Source organism: Staphylococcus sp. HMSC062H10 (assembly GCF_001836945.1).
In the GTDB taxonomy this organism is placed as follows: Bacteria; Bacillota; Bacilli; order Staphylococcales; family Staphylococcaceae; genus Staphylococcus; species Staphylococcus aureus.
Map to the genome: position 1 here is coordinate 16,773 of NZ_KV831003.1, position 24,943 is coordinate 41,715.

Consider the following 24,943-nt stretch of genomic DNA (forward strand, 5'->3'; position numbering starts at 1 on the left):
TTTTGTTACATACTTTCATGGAATGTACGAGAAATTACATCTAATTGTTGTTCACGTGTTAATTTAATGAAGTTAACAGCGTAACCAGATACACGGATTGTTAACTGTGGATATTCTTCTGGATGTTCCATTGCATCTATTAATGTTTCACGGTTAAATACGTTAATATTTAAGTGGTGACCACATTGCATTGCGTAACCATCTAACATACTAGTTAAGTTACGGTTTTGATCTTCTGGTTCTTTACCTAATGATTTTGGTACGATACTGAATGTATTTGAAATACCATCTTTACAGCAATCGTAAGGGATCTTAGCTACAGAACTTAATGAAGATAATGCACCTTTTTGGTCACGGCCATGCATTGGGTTTGCACCTGGTGCAAATGGTTCGCCAGCTTTACGTCCGTCTGGTGTGTTACCAGTTTTCTTACCGTATACAACGTTTGAAGTAATTGTTAATACACTCATTGTATGTTCTGAATCACGATATGTTTTATGACTACGTAATTTAGTCATAAAGCGTTCTACTAAATCAACTGCGATATCATCTACACGGTCGTCATTGTTACCGTATTTAGGGAAGTCGCCTTCGATTTCAAAGTCTACTACAAGACCTTCTTCGTTACGAATTGGTTTAACTTGTGCATATTTAATTGCAGATAATGAGTCAGCTGCTACTGATAAACCAGCGATACCTGTTGCCATTGTACGTACAATTTCTGTATCATGTAATGCCATTTCAATACGTTCATAGCTGTATTTATCGTGCATGTAGTGAATAACATTTAATGAGTTAATGTAAACACCTGCTAGCCAATCCATCATTTGATCAAATTTCTTGAATACTTCGTCATATTCTAATACTTCGCTGTTAATACCTTCGAAGTTTGGACCAACTTGTGCACCAGATTTTTCATCTTTACCACCATTGATAGCGTAAAGTAATGTTTTAGCTAAGTTCGCACGTGCACCGAAGAATTGCATTTGTTTACCAATTGTCATCGCTGATACACAACATGCGATACCATAGTCATCGCCATAGCTTTCACGCATAATGTCATCATTTTCATATTGGATAGAACTTGTTTTAATACTCATTTTTGCACAGTATGTTTTGAAATTGTCAGGTAAACGTACTGACCATAATACTGTTAAGTTTGGTTCTGGTGCTGGACCTAAGTTATCTAATGAGTGTAAGAAACGGAATGAGTTTTTCGTAACAAGTGGACGTCCGTCAATACCTACACCACCGATAGATTCAGTTACCCAAGTTGGGTCTCCAGAGAATAATTCATTGTAATCAGGTGTACGAGCAAATTTAACAATACGTAATTTCATGATGAAGTGGTCAATAATTTCTTGAACTTCGCTTTCAGTAATAACACCTGCTTTAAGGTCACGTTCAGCATAGATATCTAAGAATGTTGATGTACGACCTAAACTCATTGCTGCACCGTTTTGTTCTTTAATTGCAGCAAGATATGCTAAGTATAACCATTGAACTGCTTCTTTGAAGTTTTCTGCTGGACGGCTTAAATCGAAACCATATTTTTGTCCAAGTTCTTTTAATTCTTTTAATGCACGATATTGTTCTGATAATTCTTCACGTAAACGAATTACATCTTCTGACATTTCTGTAGACATCGTGTTGAAGTCGTGCATTTTTTCTTCCATTAAGAAATCTACACCATATAAAGCAACACGACGATAGTCACCGATAATACGTCCACGTCCGTATGCATCAGGTAAACCAGTGATTACACCTGCTTTACGGCAGTTCAACATTTCTCTAGAATATGCATCGAATACACCTTGGTTATGTGTTTTACGATAATCTGTAAAGATTTTTTCAGTTTCTTCGTCTAATTCGTAACCGTAAGCTTCACAAGCCGCTTTCGCCATACGAATACCACCGAATGGTTGCATTGAACGTTTGAATGGTTTTTCAGTTTGTACACCTACAATTGTTTCTAAATCTTTGTCTAAATAACCAGCATCATGAGATGTGATTGTTGAAGCTACTTTCGTGTCCATATCCCACATGCCGCCACGTTCACGTTCTTCTTTCGATAACTGCATTACTTGTTCCCAAAGTTTAGAAGTTGCTTCTGTTGGTCCTGCTAAAAATGAATCATTACCTTCATAAAGAGTGTAGTTTAATTGGATAAACTCCCTTACATCTACGTGTCTGTTCCATCTTCCATTTTTAAATCCTTGCCAAGCTGTTGCATGATTTTTATTTGTTTCTAACATACTAAACGCCTCCATCTGTATAATGTTGTGAATTTGAAATGCTATGTTAACGTTTTCATAGTCATTGTAGCATGTTTGTTGTGATTTTTTTCACATAAATTATGTACAATTTTCATCAAATGTATGTCAAAACATAGAAACTGTACTAATTTGTGTAACAGTAATATGCTAATTGCATTCTGTTACACAACAGTTATAATGTTCACTATTTTCATTGCTTTAAAAGTTAATTTAGGTGGATATATTTGTTTATAAAAAATGATTGTTAATAAGCGTTAAATCAATACTTAGAAAGATTTACTTTTATATATGAAGAGACAGGATTAAATACTTTTATTGACGTAAAAATTTACTTTTGAACCATTCAATATCTTGCCAATTTTTATATAACAGCTACAAATAAAATATAACAGTTTGATTTTACAGCTTCGGTAAGTCGTCTTGACAAACAAAAATTATGTGCTATCACAACATTTGCAACGTCTTAACAGGTCATCTATAAACATTTCTAAATATTTAACATTACTTATGCGTCATTTATTGCTAAAATTATTGTATTAAAATATACATAGAATTGATGGGATATCATGAAATCAAAAATTTATATCTTACTATTATTTCTCATTTTTTTATCAGCATGCGCTAATACGCGTCACTCTGAATCAGATAAAAATGTATTAACAGTTTATTCTCCGTATCAATCAAACTTGATTCGTCCAATTTTAAATGATTTTGAAAAACAAGAGCATGTCAAAATTGAAATTAAACACGGATCTACTCAAGTACTGCTTTCAAACTTGCATAATGAAGATCTTTCGGAGCGTGGTGATGTATTTATGGGTGGTGTGTTGTCAGAAACAATTGATCATCCAGAAGATTTTGTTCCCTATCAAGATACATCTGTAACACAGCAATTAGAGGATTATCGCTCGAACAATAAATATGTTACTAGTTTTCTATTAATGCCAACAGTTATAGTAGTTAATTCAGATTTACAAGGAGATATTAAGATTCGAGGTTATCAAGATTTATTACAACCTATACTTAAAGGTAAAATTGCGTACTCAAATCCAAATACAACAACGACAGGCTATCAACATATGCGTGCTATTTATAGCATGCATCATCGAGTAAGTGATGTGCATCAATTCCAAAACCATGCGATGCAACTGTCAAAGACGTCTAAAGTCATTGAAGATGTTGCAAAAGGTAAATATTACGCAGGTCTAAGCTACGAACAAGATGCACGCACATGGAAAAACAAAGGTTATCCTGTATCAATCGTTTATCCAATTGAAGGAACAATGTTAAATGTTGATGGTATTGCTTTAGTTAAAAATGCACACCCTCATCCTAAGCGTAAAAAGTTAGTGCAATATTTAACAAGCCGCTCAGTACAACAACGATTAGTTGCAGAGTTCGATGCCAAGTCAATTCGAAAGGATGTTAGTGAACAAAGCGATCAGTCTATCGAAAATCTTAAGAACATACCTTTAATACCGAAATCTAAATTACCGGACATTCCACATCATAAATTTTTGGAGATGATTCAATGACGGCATACAAACCTTATAGACATCAATTGAGACGATCGTTATTTGCGTCTACTATTTTTCCAGTATTTTTAGTCATTATTATTGGACTAGTAAGCTTCTATGCCATCTATATTTGGATTGAGCATCGTACGATTCATCAACATGTTGATGAAAGTCAGTTATCTTTACATCACACTGAAAAGCAGATTCAGACATTTATTACACAGCATAATAATTCGTTTCAAGAGCTCGATTTAACAAATCATCATGATGTTACCGCTACAAAACGTGAATTATTAAAATTAATACACCAACAGCCCGCAACACTTTATTATGAATTATCTGGACCAAATCAGTTTATAACCAATAATTATGAACATTTAAACACTAAAAATATGTATTTATTTTCAACGCATCAGCTTAAATTCAAAAATAGTACATATATGCTTAAAATTTATATGGCTAACACCCCACGTTTAAGTGAAATTAAGAAAGATAACCGACAATTCGCACTTATCGTTGATCAATATGACAATATTTTATACGCCAACGATGACCGTTTTACTATAGGTGAAAAGTATAGACCACAACAATTCGGATTTATGAATGAATCTGTAAAATTAAACCGTGCTGACCATCGTCTCATTATTTATAAAGATATACATGAAAACATTGAAGATGGTATCACGTTGTTAATTGTTATGGCCGTAGTTCTTGTTTTACTAGTAATATTTGGTTTCATTAGCGCAGATAATATGGCTAAACGACAAACAAAAGATATCGAAACGATTATTCAAAAAATTTACTATGCCAAAAATCGTCATCTAGGTACATATACGCCTTTAAAAAACAACAGTGAACTAGAAGAAATTAATAATTATATTTACGATTTATTTGAATCAAATGAGCAACTGATCCATTCTATTGAGCATACAGAACGTCGCTTGCGTGATATTCAGTTAAAGGAAATAGAACGCCAATTCCAACCTCATTTCCTATTCAATACGATGCAAACAATACAATATTTAATTACGTTATCTCCGAAATTAGCACAAACTGTGGTCCAACAATTATCGCAAATGTTACGTTACTCATTACGTACAAACTCACATACAGTGGAATTAAACGAAGAGTTGAACTACATTGAACAGTATGTTGCGATACAAAACATCCGTTTTGATGACATGATTAAGCTCCATATCGAAAGTTCTGAAGAAGCGCGTCACCAGACAATTGGTAAAATGATGCTTCAGCCACTCATAGAAAATGCTATTAAACATGGTAGAGATACTGAGTCACTAGACATTACTATACGCCTGACATTGGCACGTCAGAATTTACATGTTTTAGTTTGCGACAATGGTATTGGGATGTCGTCATCTCGCCTGCAATATGTACGCCAATCTCTTAATAATGATGTATTTGATACTAAGCATTTGGGATTAAATCATTTACACAATAAAGCAATGATTCAATATGGTTCACATGCACGACTCCATATTTTTTCAAAGCGTAATCAAGGTACGTTAATTTGTTATAAAATACCACTTTCAAGGGGGAATGTAGATGTTTAAGGTAGTTATTTGTGATGATGAGCGAATTATTCGAGAAGGTTTAAAGCAAATCATTCCTTGGGGAGACTATCATTTCAATACAATATACACTGCTAAAGATGGTGTTGAAGCATTATCACTAATTCAACAACATCAGCCAGAATTAGTAATTACTGATATTCGTATGCCACGTAAAAATGGCGTCGATTTACTCAATGATATTGCGCATCTAGATTGTAATGTCATCATATTATCGAGTTACGATGACTTTGAATATATGAAAGCCGGCATTCAACATCATGTTCTTGATTATTTATTAAAACCAGTAGACCATGCACAATTAGAAGTTATTTTAGGAAGACTTGTTCGTACCTTATTAGAGCAACAATCACAGAACGGCCGTAGCTTAGCATCTTGTCATGATGCCTTCCAACCATTATTAAAAGTAGAATACGATGATTATTATGTAAATCAGATTGTTGATCAAATTAAGCAATCTTATCAAACGAAAGTGACTGTTTCAGATTTAATTCAACATATCGATGTTAGTGAATCGTATGCGATGCGAACATTTAAAGATCATGTTGGTATTACAATTGTCGATTATTTAAATCGCTATCGTATTTTACAATCTCTGCAATTGTTAGATCGACATTATAAGCACTATGAAATTGCAGACAAAGTAGGCTTTTCAGAGTATAAAATGTTTAGCTATCATTTTAAAAAATATTTACAAATGTCGCCAAGTGATTATTGTAAGCAAGCAAAATAGATTAACAAATAACTAATGATTATGGCACATCCATTTTGTTCTATGAAAAAGCGGACTGCTAGAGAAGTTTTCACTTTTCTTTCAGTCCGCTTTTTAGAGAGTTTAAATATAAAACAATACTCCCTACAATATTGACACCGCTATATGTCTTTATTGTAAGGAGTAAATTCATTGAGTCACCCTAAGTCGGGCAAATAAGGATACTTCATAACAGGGAATTATGATCTGCCCCGAGACATAGAGATGATATATTTGCAAGGGTAGAAGCAGTATCTTTCATCTCTTCACGCACATGCCGTCGGGGCAGGATTGCCAACTATACTGCAATAAATTGGCGATACTTTTAATCCGATTGATATTAGATTTTTAAACTTCTAATTTTCTTTTCTTCATAGAAAGCAACGATTCCTAATAAAATCATGCCTAGGAATAATGCAATATAGAAGACGATGAAAACATCTGTCCATCCACTTAATGTATATCCAAAGATGTTTAAACCGTTACGTGTTGGATCAGCAATAGCCGCCAAACCAACTTTTGCCATTGAGTCACCGAATAGATACGCGAATGAACCTGTCATTCCGTTTGCTACACTGATGGCATTTTTAGGAACAAAACCAGTCAATGATACACCAATTAATAATTGCGGACCAAAGATTAATGCACCTAATGCAAACAATGAAATGTTAACCATCATTACACTTGTAGCATTTGTGTAGAATAAGACAACAAATGTAATCATAAACATACAGCCAATAGCTACAATTGCACGACGACCTTTTAATAAGTCTGATACGTAGCCCCATAATAAACTTGCAACTAAAGCACCAATTTCAAAATAGAATATCGTATTAACTGCATCGCCTTTACTAAAGTGTAAATGCTCTGACACATATAACGGTGCCCAGTTATCAATACCGATTCGTACAATGTATACAAAGACGTTTGAAACACATAGAATCCATATAACAGGATTTCCCAGGATATATTTTTTAAAGATCTCCCATTTTGTCATACCTTGAGAATCAATATTTTCTTTATCAACCGGCTCTTCCCAAATTTCTTCAGCACGATTCCAGCCTAATTCTTCTGGATCATCTTTTCCGATAAATAATGTTGCGATACCAATAAGTAATGCAATCACCGATGGGAAAATGAACATCCCTATAACATTTCCATGGAAGAATACATTAGCACCCCAAAGTGCAACACCACCTGCAATGGCACCACCGATATTATGTGATGTATTCCAGAAACCTAAGTATCGGCCACGTTTCGTTCTTGGCGCCCATCTTGAAATCGTTGAATAACTTGCAGGTCCACCAACTGATTGGAACACCCCGTTAAGTCCCCAAAGTACAATTAATAATCCCATTACAGAACCAAAGTAACTTAACACAAATCCCATAATTAAAACTGTAATCGCAGACAAGATAAGTAAGAATGAGATAATACGTTTTGTGTTACGTCCATCGACAAAATATCCAAGTAATGTTTTCCCTAAACCGTACGTGATACTAAATGCTAATCCGATATAACCAAGTTCTAATGTAGATAATCCAATTTCCTCTTTTAAAAACGGTTGTGCCGCCTTAAAGTTGTTTCGAATTAAATACATAGCCATATAAACAAAGAACACTACGAAGAAAGCTTGCATGAAGTTTCTAAGCCATAATTTACGTTGCACCGATAATGGAATGCCTTTGTTCGGAATCTTATGGATATCAAAAAAGTTCATCTCTGTCACCTCAATCATTTTCGTTAAGCCAAATATATCACGTCGGTGTAAGCGCTTAATATCCTTAAAATTATTAAATTATCCAAAATACTGAACATAAACACATACTTAGAAACATATTTATGTACTAAAATTAATAAATAGTTAATAGTATTTGACAAGTTTTATCTATAAAATACTTTATGTTGTCAAAATCAACGCTTATACATATGACATAATGACGGAGGACATCATGATTCTATCTATATTACTTATCTTTTTCTGTATCAGACTTGTCAGCTTAAAGATATCTATTAATCACTCAAAACAATTAAAAGCAGACGGTGCAGTTGAATATGGCGTTAAAAATTCGAAGTTTTTAGCAATGACACACGTTTTAATTTATGTATTGGCTGGTGTAGAGGCATTTATTAATAAAGATACATTTAGCTTTGCAAATGGTATTGGCTTAGTTATATTAATCTTTGCTTATATCATGTTATTTATGGTTATTAAAACTTTAGGTGGTATTTGGACATTAAAATTATTCATTTTACCTAACCATCCTATTATTAAATCTGGATTATATAAAATTACAAAACACCCAAATTACTTCTTAAATATTATTCCTGAATTAATCGGTGTATTATTATTAACACACGCAACATATACAACTATTTTATTAGTACCGTATGCGTATTTCTTATATGTACGTATTAAACAAGAAGAAAAATTAATGAATATTTAAAAATGAAAGCCTGTCATCACATTAGTCGACATCGACGTCCATCTTTAAAGTGCGTTCTGATATATTATATTCAGAAACCTTTAAAGTATGTCGTGTCTATGACCATTGTGACAACAGGCTTTTTTATTATCATATACCTCACCATTGAAAAGGTTATATACTCTTTTCAATGGTGAGGATTGTTACTGTAAATGGGTATGACCATCGCTATATACTTATATAAAGTACACCTTCTTTACAAACAATGACTTAATTTAAGGTGTGAAATTTTTGGCAATGGCATGGCGACATATGCATTTATTCAACACTGCCACCAGTCTTACTTCAGACAAACTTCAGACTAACCTCGAGTTCGTATTATGCCCACCACATGTCTGCTGGCTTGTCGTAAATATTAACAGATTTCAAAGTTTGACAAGCTTTTTGGAAACCTTCTTCTACTGACATAATAGGATCTTCATGTTCAATACTTAATACATAATCATATCCATTAATAATAAGTTGACTTATGATATCTGCCCATACATATGGACTATGTCCATAACCAACTGTACGGAATGTCCATGCTCTTGTTGCAACGTTACCATATGGTTGCATATCAGTTAGACCATACATATTTACATTTTCTTGATTAATATACGTATCTTTAGCATGGAAGTGATGAATTGCATTTGCTTGGCCTAATATGCGAATCGCAGCAATTGGGTCAATACCTTGCCACCATAAATGACTAGGATCTAAGTTAGCACCGATATATTCATTTGTAGCCTCACGCAACTTCAACATCGTATATGGTGTATGCACTAAAAATCCTGCATGCAACTCTATGGCAATTTTTACATCTTGCTCTTTTGCAAACTCAGCTAAATCTTGCCAATATGGTATCAACTTTTCACTCCACTGATAATCATAAATTTCAGAGTAGGCTGTTGGCCAAGGTGTAACAGGCCAATTAGGCTTTTTAGCGGTATCATCTGATCCTGCAATGCCAGAAAATGTATTAACAACTGGCACGTCTAATAGATTTGCTAAACGGATTGTTTTACGTAACGTTTCATCGGCTTCTTTCGCTTCTATCGGATCTGGAGAAATTGGATTGTTATGACAACTGAAACCACTTATTTGTAAGCCTCTGTCTGTGATTGACTTCATAAATGCTTGTCGCTTGTCTTCATTTTCTAACAACTCATCTAACTTACAAAATTTATCTCCTGGGTTACCACCTGTTCCAACTTCAATCATATCCAATCCAGATTCTGCGACATAATCTAACATATCTTCAAAATTTTTATCGTAAAATAATACTGAAAATACACCTATTTTCATTGAAAAGCACTCCTTCTTTTTATATTGAGAATTTTGTATTATATATAATAATCATTAAAGTTGTATGCTCTTGTTATCAAGATCGCTACGATAAATCGCTTCTATAAGGGCGTTGACATTGCGTGCTTCTTCCGGTTTCACGACAATCTCTTCTATCCCTATACACGCATTGACAAAGTTACGCGCCTGTCTCTCACCAGCAATGTCTTCGTTATGCTCAACATTAGCTTTGCTTTCAAAAATAGTTCCAAAGCGGGGCTCATATATTTCAAATGGAAATAAATTGATACCGCCATCTTCGCCTGATAAACTAACGTGTACCTTATCTTCCTTTATATTTGCAGACCACGAACATTCAAACTGCATGCTTGCTCGATTGGCAAATGTCATATAACTAGTAACATGATCATCTACATCAAATTTAGTGTGATCAAATGTTCCCCAATCATTAATTTGATTCGGTTGTTTGCTCAATTGATTATATGTTTTTCCTAGCACTTCATGCGGCACCATATCTTTACCTAGTAGCCACAAAGATAAATCTAACAAGTGGCAACCATAATCGATTAAGCTACCGCCACCTTGCAACGCTTTATTAGTAAAAACGCCCCAGCCAGGCACTTTACGCCTACGCATCGCTTGTACACGTGCTACTAAAGGTTTACCAACCACACCTGATTCAATTGCTTTTTTAGCAGTAATTGCGACATCCGTATGGCGATAATGATATGCGACAGTTAATAATTTGTGATTTTTATTAGCCGCTTCAATCATGCGATCACATTCTTCCGTCGTCATTGCCATTGGCTTTTCACACAATACATGGACGCCATGATTCAATGCTTCTATAGAAAGATCAGCATGGAATTTATTAGGTGTACAAATGACCACCGCATCAACAAGTTTAAACAGCTCGCTAGGTGTCTCAACTGCATGAGGTATATTAAAGCGCTTCGCAACATCAATCATCTGCACTGTATTAATATCTTGTACTGCAACTAACGAGACTGTGTCTTTGAGTTTCAGCAATGCTGGAATATGACGGTCTTGTGCAATACCACCAACACCTATCACACCAACTTTTAATTTTGTCATGATGTGCCTCCTTACCGTATGATGTTATTCAAAGTAAATTGCTTTGCCTGATTTTGCAGACTGATAAATCGCTTCAAGAATTTTTGTAACTACCATTGCTTGTTCCGGTTTCACAACTGGTTCAGTATCATTTACAACTGCATCAATCCAAGCTTTTGCTTCTTCTTCAGCTTCATCCACTTCATTACCTTCATAAAAGTCGACGCCTTTGTTTTCCAATTCAACGTGTTTGGTATAAAGTGTGCCCATATCTTCACCATGAATACGTAGACCATCTTTCATATCAGCCCCTGCTTTCGTTCCTGATAATGAACATTTTGCCTCATCCACTTCTAAAGAATTAATCGCCCAAGCGGATTCTAAAATGATCGTCGCTCCATTCTTCATTTTAATAAAGCCAAACGCAGAGTCTTCAACTGTAAATTCATCTGGATTCCATGAACCCCATGCGTTTGCCGCATCATGCTGTTTATTTAATTTATGGAATGTTGAACCCATCACTGATTCTGGTTCATAATTATCCATCATCCATAACGTTAAATCTAAAGCGTGTGTACCGATATCGATTAATGGTCCTCCACCTTGAGCTTCTTCATCAAGAAAGACACCCCATGTTGGTACTGCTCGACGACGAATGGCATGTGCCTTTCCGAAATAAATGTCACCTAAGTCGCCACGTTGCGCTGATTTATATAAAAATTGACTATCTGCTCTGAAGCGATTTTGATAACCTATTGTTAATTTTTTACCTGTTGATTTAGCTGTATCTATCATTTTTTGAGCTTCTGCTGTCGTTTTAGCCATTGGTTTTTCACACATCACATGTTTACCGGCATGCAATCCTGCTACAGTAATTTCACAATGCGAATTATTTGGCGTACAAACATGGATAACATCAATCGTGTCATCTTTTAACAATGCTTTGTAATCATCATAAACCTTTGCATTGTCAGTACCGTATGCTTCTGCCGCACACGCTGCTTTCGAAATGTCTACGTCACAAAATGCAGTCATTTCAACATTTTCAACTTTTTGTAAACTTGGCATGTGCTTGCCATTCGCAATACCACCACACCCAATGATTCCAACTTTAATCGTCATCATAACGTCCTCCTTTAAATCTTTATCGTCATTAGTGCGTATGTCGAGCCTTAAACATCAATCAACGTTCTAGGCTATACAATGTTATATTGGTGAGCCCTCAACATAAGAAATACTTTTTCTTTAGAAATTAGTATTTCTTATACATGAGTTTTACTCATGTATTCCTATTTTTAGGTACATATTAGCTGTGGCTAGTTTGTAAGAGCCACTACACAATAAATTCATTAGTGGTTCTTTACTATTTCTGCCCCGCTCCTAATTTCAAACTAACCTTTTGTCGCACCTGTTGTTAAACCTGATACTAAATAGCGTTGCAAGAACAAGAATACGATTGCTATAGGTACTGCAATCATAATTGCCCCTGCTGCAAACACTGTGAAATTATTTGCATACTTATCATTAATAAAGTTGAACAATCCAACTGCTAATGTGAATTTTTCAGGACTTCTTAATAGTATTTTAGGTAATATAAAGTCCATAAATGGCCCCATAAAATTGAATAAAGCAACAACTGCTAAAATCGGCTTAGCGAGCGGTAGCATAATTTGTAAGAAAATACGCATATGCCCTGCACCATCAATTTTGGCAGATTCATCAAGTTCTTTTGGAATCGTATCGAAGTAACCTTTCACTAAAAAGGCATTCATCGGTATTGATCCACCAATATATACTAGTGTTAGTCCAAATAAAGAATCTAATAATCCAATTGTATTTAGCAAAATATAGATTGCGACCATTGCCATTAATACAGGGAACATTTGTAAAATCAAAAATGTAATCAGCCCGTATTTACGACCAACAAAGCGATATCTAGAAAAAGCATATGCTGTTAACGTGACAAATATCACGCTAAACAGTGCATTTGCAGATGCTACGATAAGCGTATTTTTATACCAAGTCAGGTATTGACTACTGTCATCGAATAGTAAGAATGCATAATTTTTAAATGTTGCATTGTCTGGTATCATTTTGGCACCATACAAGTTCGTACCTGGATTAAGGGAAATGCCAAATGTCCACAGTAGTGGATATAAAATGATGACAAACATCATCGCTATAAAACTATAAATACCGATTGCTTTTAATATGTTTTTCTTCTTTGCCACCTTATAAACCTCCCTCATCTTTAAACGTACTTGTACGTCTGAATTGAATAAATGCGACAATAGCAACAATAAAGCCAATAATTAATGACACAACTGCACCCATGTTAAAGTTGTTAAACTCAAATGTCAGATTATACACCCAAGATATCAAGATATCTGTACTACCAGCATTCTGCCCTGACACTGGTGGACCACCTTTATTAAATAGATAAATAAGATTAAAATTATTGAAATTACCTGCATATTGCATAATTAACAATGGCGCTGTGGCGTAAATGACATGCGGGAATGTGATGTTTCTAAACTTTTGCCAACTAGACGCACCATCCATATCTGCTGCTTCGTACCAATCTGATGAAATACTTTGCAGTACACCAGTGAACAGTGCAAAGACAAATGGGAAACCAAGCCATACTTGAATGCCAATTAATGCCACTTTTGCCCAAAATGGATCACTTAACCATGCTGGTGCAACACCTAATAAAGGTTGCAATATATCATTATTTATCGCACCAAATTCATCATTAAATAACGCTACAAATATTAAAATTGTCACAAATGATGGTACAGCCCAGGGTAGGATTAACACAGTACGGATAAATTTCTTACCTTTGACGACAGGGTGATTTACAATAATTGCCAAAAACAGCCCTAATGCAATTTGAAGTGTCGTTGCAACAAGCGTCCATACTAATGTCCAAGTAATAACACTGAAAAATGTTTTACGCCAAACGCCAATTGTGAATAACGTTTTAAAGTTATCTAAACCAACCCATTCTAATGTGTGTCTCGGAGGCGCGTTGTATAAATTGTAGTTTGTAAATGCTACTCCAAACATAAATATTAATGGAAATACAACTACAAATATCAATAAGAATGTACCTGGTGAGATTAGTAAGTATGGGAACGTCTTGTCCCATGTTGCAACCATACGTGCCTTCGGATCCTTTATTTCCTCATTGCGATTAAATCGTTCAGCATTACGATATGCATCTAAAATATTAATGACATATAGCATGATTGCAAAAGCAACGAGTAAGATAGAAATAATACCTTGTGCAAGTAAGACACGAGAATCGTCTAACTTAGGTACTGTCCCTAATGTGAACAATCCCCAAAAACCAATATTTAAAAAGCTATAAAATACAGAAATAAAGCTGATGAAAAAGATAAAAAATATCGTACCTTTAATGGGTCTTTTATTATAAAACTGTCCCAAACCAGGTATAACAGATAATAACGCCGCTAATTTAGGGTTACGTTTCTTCATAACTAATCTCCTTTCTTATCATTTTGTGACGGATGAAGAATCTTAATATTTTGCGTTATATCATTCGTCGCCTCATCTAACGCTTGTTTAGGATTCTTACCATTTGAGATAAATATGCTTGCATTGCCCATCGGCTCCCAAACTTGTCGCATTTCAGGGATATTAGGCATCGGTTCAGCATGACGTGCTTGCTTTTCAAACACTTTTAAATTTGGATTAGAAGATTTCACGTCAACACGTCCAGTAATTTCGCTCATTTCATCTGTATATTTTTGTAATGTATCTTTACTAGTGATATACAGCATTAAATCTTTAGCCCAATACTTATGTTTACTATATTCAGATAAATACCAACCACGTACACCGAGAAATGGTTTCATAGGTTTGCCACCATCTGTAGGCAATGTTGTTACTCCTAAATCTTTACCAAACGTTTCTTGATATTCATTAATGTTCCACGGTCCAGTGACAAATTGTCCTACTTTTCCTTCTTTAAAAAGACCAATCATGACATCATGTGTTGCTGCCTTAGGAAGATACCCTTTGTCGTACCATTTTTGTAATCGTTCAGCATTCTTGACGACATGTTTTGAATTTAGTCCTAGCTGATGAATATCATATTCACTGCCATTTTTCTTGAAAATATAATCATCATTGCCGAATAAAAACGGATAATTAAAATAGAAATTTTTAGCATCAAATAACATACCGTATTGTTTCTTTTTACTATCAGTTAGTTTGGTAGCATTAGCTTCAACTTCTTCTAACGTTTGCGGTGCATTTTTCACTAATTTTTTATTATAGAAAAGTGCGGTTGTTTCAACGATAGCTGGCAATGCTAGTTGCTTATTGTCATAATTCATCGCTTTAAGTGCTTGCTTATTGAAACCTTTCAACTCATCTTTTGATAATTTGATTTCAGCAGCTAAGCCTTGTAGATAGGCACTTCCAGTATTATCATGTGCTAAGAAAAAGATATCTGGACCTTTTCCAGCAGGAGCGTCTAGCGAAATATTTTCTAGTTGATCATTTTGACCAATATTTACAAGCTTTACTTTTATGCCAGTTTTTTTAGTATATTGATCCGTAATTTTTTTATAAAACGCCATTTGCTTGTCGCCATCCACCCACATCGTAAGTTGGTTAGGCTTGTCTTTAGAATTATCTTTATTCAATGCTTTATCTATATCTTCTTTCGAACGATTAGGGCCACATGCAGTTACGATTAATAACATTACCACGGCTAACGTGATACATTTTATAATTTTAGACATGAATACTCCCCCTTAGACGATACGATTTCCTGTTTTTTCATCAAAAAAGTGACACTTATTCATATCAAATGCTAGTGTAATCTTGTCGTTCGCCATCACTTGTGTTCTTGAATCTAATTTAGAAATCATTTCCATTCCTTGGAATGTGCTATGTACCATAATTTCTGAACCTAACAGTTCGGATACAACTACTTCAGATTCAAATTGTGTTTCTGGAGAAGTTTGAATAAATATTGGTTCTTCATGAATGTCTTCAGCTCGAATACCTAAAATAATTTCCTTATCTAAGTAGCCAGCAGCTTTTAACTTTTCAAATTTTTTATTATGTAATTTAAAATGGTGTGTTCCTATCTTCAATCCATCCATTTCAACTGTGGCATTCAACATATTCATTGCTGGTGAGCCGATAAATTGCGCCACAAATATGCAATTAGGGGCATCATATATTTCTCTAGGTGTGCCGACTTGCATAATGTCGCCATCTTTCAAAACAACAATTCGACTAGCCATCGTCAATGCTTCAGTTTGATCATGTGTAACATAAATTGTCGTAGTATTAAGTCGCTTATGTAATTTCAATATTTCTGTGCGCATTTGTACTCGAAGCTTCGCATCTAGATTCGATAATGGTTCATCCATTAAAAAGACTTTCGCATCCCTAACAATAGCTCTGCCCAAAGCAACACGTTGACGCTGTCCACCAGATAACGCTTTTGGTTTACGACCAAGATACTCAGTTAATCCTAATATTTCTGCTGCTTCATTAACTTTTTGTTCAATCTCTTTTTTATTCACTTTACGTAGCTTTAGCCCAAATGCCATATTTTCAAAAACAGTCATATGTGGATATAATGCATAGTTTTGAAATACCATCGCAATATCTCTATTCTTTGGTTCAACATCGTTCATGCGTTCCCCATCAATATAAAAATCTCCAGATGTGATAGACTCTAGTCCAGCAACCATTCGTAATGTTGTTGATTTACCACATCCCGATGGTCCAACAAATACAATGAATTCTTTGTCAGTAATATGTAGATTAAAATCTTTCACTACAGTATTGTTGTTATCATACGTCTTTTTAATATGCTCTAACTTTAATTCTGCCATGTTATGCCTCCCATACTTTGTTTACAATTTGATTGTGCAATACACTTTGTGAAAACGTTTGCACAAGTACTTACATAAATCATATAGTCACTTATTATTAATGTCAATCATAAATTGTAAACGTTTACATTACTGTCAGAATTAAACTTTTATACAGAAAATTGATATAGCGCACAACTATTTTTAGTGTGACAATGATGATTTTTTTACGTGCGAAATTTCACTGCCAATGCTAACAACCTTGTCTTACATTTTTGTAGTAATATCTAAATCAAACAAGTATGACTTAGCATTTCGATTTTCATTGAAAAAAGCAACCATTATGTAAGCATTCTACTCACATAATAATTGCTTAATTTTTTAGACTGCGGGCACTCTTCTATAACTACAAATCATATAGGCTACGTTCCCCATCAGGTAACTGATCGATAAACGGTTTTGGATCTTCTGCATATGCATTACCTACGCCACCCTTCATTCTTTGAAAATGTAAATGTGCGCCTGTCGTTTGTTTACCTGTATTGCCTGAATATGCAATAATATCACCTGCTTTGACTCGATCACCTACTTTGACATTATATTTGTCTAAGTGTAGATACCACTGGTGATATTCTCCATTGTCTTCGGCAATCTGTAATACCTTGCCGCCTAATTCATTATTAAAGATACGTGTTACTTTACCATTCGTCGGTGCTTTAATTGGTGTACCTTTTGGCAATGCAAAATCAATGCCATAATGCTTACCATCAAATGGTGAATGCTGATATTTACCAAAAGTTTCAGTAATCCGACTCCCTCTAAAAAAGTCTTCCCATTTTGAGTGTCCTTTTCCTTTATGATTTTGTGTCAATTTATCGGTATATTGGTTAAACCATTTTTGAATGTCATCTATATAAATAATCGTAAATAATAGTGAAAGAAAAATGATAATTGTTGCCAAAATACGTTTTGGTCGCTTTGTCATAGTGGCATCCATCCTTCATATATTTTGGGTATTAAGTATATATTCTAAATCAACTATTTCATAATTAAATGCACTCATACTTTAGTAGTACTGCCAAATATAGATGAAGAAAATGATGGTAATTTGAATATTTTGATTGATATTAAATTTTATATCGAGTATAATAATTATACTTAAGAAAATAACAGAAACAGAGGAGAATTTTCAAATGGCAAAAGTATTGTATATTACAGCACATCCTTTTAATGAACTGGTATCAAATTCTATGGCGGCTGGTAAAGCATTTATCGAAACATATCAACAACAACATCCTGAAGATGAAGTGAAACATATTGATTTATTTGAAACTTATATTCCAGTTATTGACAAAGATGTATTAACTGGTTGGGGGAAAATGAGTAATGGCGAACCGTTAACTGATGATGAACAAATGAAAGTTTCAAGATTGAGTGACATTTTAGAAGAATTTTTAAGTGCAGATAAATATGTATTTGTAACGCCTATGTGGAACCTTTCTTTCCCACCTGTAGTTAAAGCATATATTGATGCAATTTCAATTGCAGGTAAAACTTTTAAATATTCTGCTGAAGGACCACAAGGTTTACTAACTGACAAAAAAGTATTACACATTCAATCACGTGGTGGCTATTATACAGAAGGCCCTGCTGCTGATTTTGAAATGGGTGATCGTTATTTAAGAACAATTATGACATTCTTAGGTGTGCCATCATATGAAACAATCATTATCGAAGGCCACAATGCCGAACCTCATAAGACTGAAGAAATTAAAGCAACTAGTATTAATAATGCTGAAAAATTGGCAACAACATTTTAATTGTTATCTACACTGTGTGACTGATCAAACGTCATACAGTGTTTTTTATTGTATACCTTTCCCGTTTTTTATAAATATCTATTATTTTCATAAATTTAAAATTTGATATTCACTTTAATACTGATGTAAATATTTTTTAAAATATATTATTATAATGTTAATGAAGTATTTTAAGAAACGGTGGGAATGTATGAAAGCGTATAAAATTTTCTGGTTAAACTTAGCAGCAATTATTATTATTTCAATTGTAGTCAGTGGCGGTATGTTTTTGGCAATGAAGTGGGAACAAATTCATTTGAAAGATGGCCTTAAAAAAGTACTAAGTACATATCCTATTAAAAACTTAGAAACGCTTTATGAAATTGATGGTCACGATAATCCCCATTATGAAAATAATGATCAAGACACATGGTATATAGAATCCTCTTATTCAGTTGTTGGATCAGATGAGCTTTTAAAAGAAGACCGTATGTTGTTAAAGGTAGATAAGAACACACATAAAATAACTGGTGAATATGACACAACTACAAACGATAGAAAAAATGCTACTGACTCGACATACAAAAGTTATCCAGTAAAAGTAGTTAATAATAAAATCGTTTTCACAAAAGACGTAAAAGATCCCGCGCTGAAACAAAAAATCGAAAACAATCAATTTTTGATTCAAAATGGTGATTTAACAAGCATTTTAAATAGCAATGATTTGAAAGTCACACATGATCCTACCACTGATTATTATAATTTATCTGGTAAGTTGTCGAATGATAATCCAAACGTTAAACAATTAAAACGTAGATATAATATTCCCCAAAATGCATCAACAAAGGTGGAATTAAAGGGAATGAGTGATTTAAAAGGCAATAATCATCAAGATCAGAAACTTTATTTTTATTTTTCAAGTCCTGGAAAAGACCAAATCATTTATAAAGAAAGCCTTACTTATAATAAAATAAGTGAACATTAATATTTATGATGTAACTATAAAAATATCCAAATCATTTATTAGCATTTAACATTCTAAAATCCCACATTATAAAAACACCTCACATAACTCGTTCAACTGTACCAAACCACATCACATTAGATTTTAGACTAACTATTGTAATGTACATCAAAAACGAATTTGTGAGGCGTTGTATAATTTACAAAGGTGACTAGCGTTTCGTATAGCATTTCCAACATTACTACACTCAAGCGTCACGCTAAAGTTCGAAATCGAATCCTTTCTTTCAACAAAAGCCCTTATCCACTACAAATTTCATATCAAGCGTATAAACTATCTTGTGATACTATCTCGATCATATCTATAGTACGCATTTGTGTTCCGTTTCACTGAAGTATATGTATCATCAGTTAAGTATAAACCGTCATCCTTCAATGTTACTTGATAACCTTTCTTTCGTGCTAACCAGGCAATATCTATATAATTTTCTCCTGCGTTTTCATAACTTCTTAAATCTTCAATATGTGCACTAACTTCAGAGAAGATGATTCTAACGACACTTTCATCAACCCAATATTTGTCATGCATCCATCGCACTTGATCTGCCAATAAAGGTAACTGCACATCATTGAAATATACACGATATACATTACAATCATACATTTGCCGATATGGTAATGGCTGTTTTCTAATCACTAACACCTCGCCACCCATTACGGTGCCTTCTCTAGTATCATCACTGCCACCCGAAGCTTCATACGTTGTTGGGTCAACATGTAGTCCATGTACATCTCCAATATAGGCATCTGGTTTATGTTCCATTGCATGTCCACGTGCAATCAATGCTAATATTGTAGATTGTGAAAATTGAGGCTCCCATTCAATGCGATTAGGATGGCTACTATAAATTCTAGGTTCATCTATAGCCTGCTGAATATCCATACCAAACACTAATACATTGATTAATGTTTGCGCAACACTTGCAATGATACTTATAGCACCAGGTGCACCTACTGTTAATATTGGCTTCCCGTGATGCATCACAATCGTTGGAGCCATGTTACTTAGTGGTCGTTTATAAGGTGCAATTTCATTGATCCCACCCGCCACAACATCAAAACCATCCATTGTGGTATTCAATAACACGCCGTAGCCTGGAATCGTGATACCCGATCCGTAAATCATACCGATTGATGTCGTAAATGAAGCAATATTACCTTCCTTATCAATCACACAAAAATGAGTTGTTTCGGTATGATTTTCTTCAACATCTGTATGACTAATGCAATCAGACACAACACCATGCTCTATATCAATATTTGCTTTATTGCTATCAATGAGCTTACTGCGTGCTTTTAAATAATCGTCATCAATTAATGACTGTACAGGCACCTCATGAAAATTATCATCCGCCAAGTATTGCGCGCGATCACTATATGCTAAATGCATCGCCTGTATCAAATGATGCAAGTAATCAACAGATCTTGGACCCATAGATGGTAAATCGACATGTTCTAATAACTTCAATATTTGAATTACCGTGATACCGCCAGAACTAGATGGCCCCATTGAATAAATGTCATAGTCTTTAAATGTCGCACTGATTGGCGCTTTAATCTGAATGTCATAATTTGCTAGATCCTCTAAAGTGATTGTCCCACCACATGCTTTAACAACATTAACTAGTTGTTTCGCAATGTCACCTTTATAAAATGCATTAAATCCTTGCTCTCTTAATATTTGAAGTGTCTTACCTAATTCGGTTTGTACAATCCAATCATCTTCACGCCAATATTGATTTTCATTCGTAAAGACTTTCGCCGTTTCATGATACTTTGTCAACCGTGCGTGTTGCTGGCGTGAATATTTTTCAGTAGCCCAATTGGCTGCATGACCTTCAATGGCTAGTTCAATTGCAGGATTAATTAAATCTTCCAATGACAATTTAGCATAACGCTTGTGAATATAATCAAACAGCTTTGGAATTGCTGGCACAGCGACAGTTTTACCATGTGTAGTCATATCAAAAAATGATTTATATTCGCCTGAATCATCTAGATAAAATTGTTTGTCTACATGTGCAGGGGCTGTCTCACGCGCATCAAACGCAGTTATACTGCCAGTACTTTGCTCATAATATAGCAAGTACCCGCCACCACCAATACCTGATGCAAATGGCTCTACCACATTCAATGCCAGTTGAATTGCAATCACTGCATCCATGGCGTTGCCACCTTGATCTAATACATCCTTACCAATTTTAGCCGCAAGAGGATGTGATACGGAAATTAACCCTTCTTTAGATGTTTTTGTCTGTTTGTCATTTAAGTTAATGACCATACTATATCCTCCTACTTTCTGTTAAATATTTAAAACATTATTGATTAATGGCTTTTTCTACTTTTTCTAAATCTTGACGTTGCTCGTTACCAGTATCGACAAGTGGTGTAATCGGTGATGCAATTTTAAATTTATCGCCACGATAAAACTTAATAAATTGATCCTGATCTATCGCATTAACTACTGCTTGTCTCAAGTTTGGATGCGTCTTAAATATACCTTTTTTAATATTTAGCATTAAAAAGACTGACTTGCGTCCATTTTTGCGAATAATGCTTAAATTTTTATCCGACTTAATTAAATCAAAATGTTTTTGATTCACATCTGCCAACATATCAATTGAATGATTTCTAAGTTCTGACAATGCATTATTCGGGTCACCATTAAACTTCAATGTAATATTTTTAATTTTAGCTGGTCCATAACTACCTTTTTCTGTTTCGTTGAATCCTGGATTACGTTGAAACGTTGCTTGATATGCATTTTTCTGTGTCATAATGTATGCGCCACTTGCATACAGCGCATTTTTCCCATCTGAATTTGCAGGAATTGTACTGCTATCCCCATATCCTTTTGGATATTCTTGATTTACTTGATTAACAAATTTTTTAGATAAAATGCCTGCCGAAGAGTGTGTTAAGTAATTTACCTCTCGAGGCATCGATTGATCTGTCGTAATTTTAACAATTTGATAAATACCGTCTTTATTATTTACTTTTTGACCATCTGTCGTTAACGATTTGACGTTATAAGCTTTAATCAACTTATCATAGATGGATTTATCGTCCTTGTCTTTCTCTTTACGCAACTGATCGATGTCCTCATCTTTTAATATCTTGATGTCATTTATATGTTTGTGCATATTGTAAGTATTATTGTTAGGCACAGACTTTTTATCACGTGCTCTATCTAAAGAAAACTTAACATCTTCAGCCGATACACGCTCTCCAGTATTACGTGCTTGTCCATTGACCACTTTCGCAAAATAATCATCATCTCTTAACAAGAAATAAAATGCTTTATTGTCCTTATTCACAGCATAATCACGACTTAACGAACCTTTCGTTGTTAAGTGGTCATTTTCATCTAATAATAATAACCTTGTGTACATATTCATATTAATTGAATATACTGACGGCGCAATTGAACGTATTGGATCCAATGTAGGAATTTCACCATCTTGTTGTGTCATCACAAGTGGCCGCGTATCTCGTTCTCTACTATTGTTGTAATCAAATTGTTGCCATATTAATGCACGTGAATTTGGCAATCCAACACTATTTTTATCTAACACTTTATTGTCATATACTAAATTCTTTTTTGATCCATATAAAGGCGCCATATACCCTTTATCAAATACAACTTCATCTTCAATTTGCTTATATGTTTGTTTAACATCTGCTTCATTTTGAGTAGAAGCTTTATTTAACAACTGGTCTACATGTTTATCTTTCAATAAACTATTTGATCCTGTAGAACTAAATAATGCCGTCATAGCATAGTTCGGGTCACCGAATACTGTCATCCAGTCATCGATTTGGATATCATAATTGCCGGCTTGACGTTGTGTACGATAGCTACCATAATCTGGTTGGATATTCATCTTCACGTTAAATCCTGCATTTTCCAATTGATCTTTAACGATATTCATATCATTTTCATAGCTTGCTTGTCCTAGGAAATGTATCGTTGGTCGCTCGCCTTTCACTTCAACTTTCGATGACTTTTGAGCCACTTCTGATTTCGTAGGGACACCACAACCACTTAATACCAACGCTAAAACTATAATTGCGATACTAATGATTTTCTTCACATCTATCCCTACCTTTTTAATGAATTCTTGGATCTAGTGCATCACGCACTGCATCACCTATAAAATTAAATGCTAAAACGACGAACATAATACAAATACCAGGTACAATAGCTAAATTACTGTGCGTTTCCAAGTAGTTACTACCGGTACGTAAAATGTTGCCCCATTCAGCTACATCAGGTGCAACACCAAGTCCTAGGAAACTTAAACTACTTGTTGTTAATACAACCACACCTATATTTAATGAAAAACGTACAATCATAGGCGCAATCGCATTCGGTAAAATATAACGCCATATGATATTCCAAGTGTTTTCACCAGTGATACGTGCTGCATCTACATATTCCATGCGTTTAATTTCTAAAACACTGGCACGCATTGTCCGTGCAAATGATGGTATATTACCGATACTTAAAGCAATAATTAAATTTGGAATACTTGCTCCAAATGATGCAATAATTGCCACCGCTAACAATAATGATGGAATTGCAAACACTACATCTAAAATTCGCATTATTAAATTATCAATATGATTAAAATAACCTGCGATAGTGCCTAGTAACACACCAAAAATAACTGCAATAACTACTGAAATAATTGAAATTGAAAATGTCAGTTTCGTTCCGACAACTACGCGTGTAAATAAATCTCTACCGAAATCATCAGTACCAAACGGATAGGCTAGACTCGGTCCATGTAACAGTGCATTGAACTGATTTTTAGTAGCCAATGTCGTATCAAATGTAAATTGTGACACAATTGATAATGTCAGCATGTAGACTAAAATAAGTAACCCGATAATCGCAATACGATGTCTAGTAGTTTTTCGTATAAACGATTCCCACCCGTTATAACTATGTATTTGCGATGTACGTTGGTAACGTCTAATACTTACAAACATTAATAATGTAAAAACGTTGCCTGTTAATGTCATCAACAATAACAACACTTCGACGATACGTCGCCATAGGTCACGATGCTTCCATGTTTGTTCCGTTGTTAAGATGATAATTAAAATGATGGTTAAAACGATTAGCAATGTTTCAGCAATATAGAATGTATCGGCCACATAACCTTTAAAAAGATTTAATGCACTCGTTAATATAACTAAAATATAAGTTGCAATAGCATAACTTGCGAATAGTTTTAAGGAAGCTACCTTTGTTGTAAGTTTTACCATATG

Annotated in this window: 19 protein-coding genes; 6 read left to right on the forward strand and 13 right to left on the reverse strand. The window is 34.4% G+C overall.

The window, feature by feature from the left end:
• Positions 1-5 precede the first annotated feature (5 nt).
• Entirely contained in the window at positions 6-2,255 is a 2,250-nt protein-coding gene (gene pflB, locus HMPREF2658_RS13125) for a formate C-acetyltransferase (protein WP_000894660.1), read from the reverse strand.
• Positions 2,256-2,842: 587 nt separating this feature from the next.
• Between pflB and HMPREF2658_RS13130 the strand changes: the two genes are divergently transcribed.
• From HMPREF2658_RS13130 to HMPREF2658_RS13140, 3 genes are read left to right on the forward strand one after another with little or no spacing between them, the layout of a single operon-like run.
• Entirely contained in the window at positions 2,843-3,811 is a 969-nt protein-coding gene (locus tag HMPREF2658_RS13130; RefSeq protein WP_000837099.1) for an ABC transporter substrate-binding protein, read from the forward strand.
• Positions 3,808-5,364, forward strand: coding sequence for a sensor histidine kinase (locus HMPREF2658_RS13135; RefSeq protein ID WP_000127975.1), 1,557 nt, complete (start codon positions 3,808-3,810; stop codon positions 5,362-5,364). The genes HMPREF2658_RS13130 and HMPREF2658_RS13135 overlap by 4 nt, the downstream gene beginning before the upstream one ends.
• Complete coding sequence (locus HMPREF2658_RS13140; protein WP_000477521.1) at positions 5,357-6,115, forward strand: response regulator transcription factor; 759 nt, start codon at positions 5,357-5,359, stop codon at positions 6,113-6,115. The genes HMPREF2658_RS13135 and HMPREF2658_RS13140 overlap by 8 nt, the downstream gene beginning before the upstream one ends.
• Positions 6,116-6,473: 358 nt before the next feature.
• Here the strand turns inward: HMPREF2658_RS13140 and uhpT are convergent, their stop codons facing one another.
• Positions 6,474-7,853 carry a hexose-6-phosphate:phosphate antiporter gene (gene uhpT, locus HMPREF2658_RS13145; RefSeq protein ID WP_001008721.1) on the reverse strand — a complete coding sequence of 460 codons (1,380 nt, stop codon included), beginning with the start codon at positions 7,851-7,853 and terminating at the stop codon, positions 6,474-6,476.
• Between the two features lie 232 nt (positions 7,854-8,085).
• Here uhpT and HMPREF2658_RS13150 point away from each other — a divergent pair, with 232 nt between their 5' ends.
• Positions 8,086-8,580 (forward strand): isoprenylcysteine carboxyl methyltransferase family protein, encoded by a 495-nt coding sequence (locus HMPREF2658_RS13150; protein ID WP_000603756.1) that lies wholly within the window; start codon positions 8,086-8,088, stop codon positions 8,578-8,580.
• Between the two features lie 357 nt (positions 8,581-8,937).
• Here the strand turns inward: HMPREF2658_RS13150 and HMPREF2658_RS13155 are convergent, their stop codons facing one another.
• From HMPREF2658_RS13155 to HMPREF2658_RS13190, 8 genes are all read right to left on the reverse strand, one after another.
• The gene (locus HMPREF2658_RS13155) at positions 8,938-9,906 is read right to left on the reverse strand and encodes a sugar phosphate isomerase/epimerase family protein (protein WP_000690407.1); all 969 of its coding nucleotides are present in this window, start codon (positions 9,904-9,906) and stop codon (positions 8,938-8,940) included.
• A 54-nt stretch (positions 9,907-9,960) separates the two neighbouring features.
• Positions 9,961-11,001 (reverse strand): Gfo/Idh/MocA family protein, encoded by a 1,041-nt coding sequence (locus tag HMPREF2658_RS13160; protein ID WP_000163808.1) that lies wholly within the window; start codon positions 10,999-11,001, stop codon positions 9,961-9,963.
• A 24-nt stretch (positions 11,002-11,025) separates the two neighbouring features.
• Complete coding sequence (locus HMPREF2658_RS13165) at positions 11,026-12,102, reverse strand: Gfo/Idh/MocA family protein (RefSeq protein WP_070854467.1); 1,077 nt, start codon at positions 12,100-12,102, stop codon at positions 11,026-11,028.
• 269 nt (positions 12,103-12,371) lie between these two features.
• The gene (locus HMPREF2658_RS13170; RefSeq protein ID WP_001085115.1) at positions 12,372-13,211 is read right to left on the reverse strand and encodes a sugar ABC transporter permease; all 840 of its coding nucleotides are present in this window, start codon (positions 13,209-13,211) and stop codon (positions 12,372-12,374) included.
• A gap of 1 nt (position 13,212) precedes the next feature.
• Positions 13,213-14,481 (reverse strand): sugar ABC transporter permease, encoded by a 1,269-nt coding sequence (locus HMPREF2658_RS13175; protein ID WP_000747138.1) that lies wholly within the window; start codon positions 14,479-14,481, stop codon positions 13,213-13,215.
• Positions 14,482-14,483: 2 nt separating this feature from the next.
• The gene (locus tag HMPREF2658_RS13180) at positions 14,484-15,755 is read right to left on the reverse strand and encodes a maltodextrin ABC transporter substrate-binding protein (protein WP_070854469.1); all 1,272 of its coding nucleotides are present in this window, start codon (positions 15,753-15,755) and stop codon (positions 14,484-14,486) included.
• A gap of 12 nt (positions 15,756-15,767) precedes the next feature.
• A complete protein-coding gene (locus HMPREF2658_RS13185; RefSeq protein WP_000818909.1) occupies positions 15,768-16,865 on the reverse strand; it encodes an ABC transporter ATP-binding protein in 1,098 nt (365 codons plus the stop codon).
• 385 nt (positions 16,866-17,250) lie between these two features.
• Entirely contained in the window at positions 17,251-17,829 is a 579-nt protein-coding gene (locus tag HMPREF2658_RS13190; RefSeq protein ID WP_000166909.1) for a M23 family metallopeptidase, read from the reverse strand.
• A 208-nt stretch (positions 17,830-18,037) separates the two neighbouring features.
• Here HMPREF2658_RS13190 and HMPREF2658_RS13195 point away from each other — a divergent pair, with 208 nt between their 5' ends.
• Together HMPREF2658_RS13195 and HMPREF2658_RS13200 are read left to right on the forward strand one after the other, a co-directional pair.
• The gene (locus HMPREF2658_RS13195; protein WP_001151458.1) at positions 18,038-18,664 is read left to right on the forward strand and encodes an FMN-dependent NADH-azoreductase; all 627 of its coding nucleotides are present in this window, start codon (positions 18,038-18,040) and stop codon (positions 18,662-18,664) included.
• A 190-nt stretch (positions 18,665-18,854) separates the two neighbouring features.
• A complete protein-coding gene (locus HMPREF2658_RS13200; protein ID WP_000649317.1) occupies positions 18,855-19,628 on the forward strand; it encodes a tandem-type lipoprotein in 774 nt (257 codons plus the stop codon).
• Between the two features lie 312 nt (positions 19,629-19,940).
• Here HMPREF2658_RS13200 and ggt read toward each other — a convergent pair whose 3' ends face one another.
• The 3 genes from ggt to HMPREF2658_RS13215 are packed head-to-tail and all read right to left on the reverse strand — an operon-like array spanning position 19,941 to position 24,940.
• Positions 19,941-21,947 carry a gamma-glutamyltransferase gene (gene ggt / locus HMPREF2658_RS13205; RefSeq protein WP_000236398.1) on the reverse strand — a complete coding sequence of 669 codons (2,007 nt, stop codon included), beginning with the start codon at positions 21,945-21,947 and terminating at the stop codon, positions 19,941-19,943.
• 37 nt (positions 21,948-21,984) lie between these two features.
• Complete coding sequence (locus HMPREF2658_RS13210; RefSeq protein ID WP_000720813.1) at positions 21,985-23,760, reverse strand: ABC transporter substrate-binding protein; 1,776 nt, start codon at positions 23,758-23,760, stop codon at positions 21,985-21,987.
• 16 nt (positions 23,761-23,776) lie between these two features.
• Positions 23,777-24,940 (reverse strand): ABC transporter permease, encoded by a 1,164-nt coding sequence (locus HMPREF2658_RS13215; RefSeq protein ID WP_054194490.1) that lies wholly within the window; start codon positions 24,938-24,940, stop codon positions 23,777-23,779.
• Between the last annotated feature and the right edge of the window lie 3 nt (positions 24,941-24,943).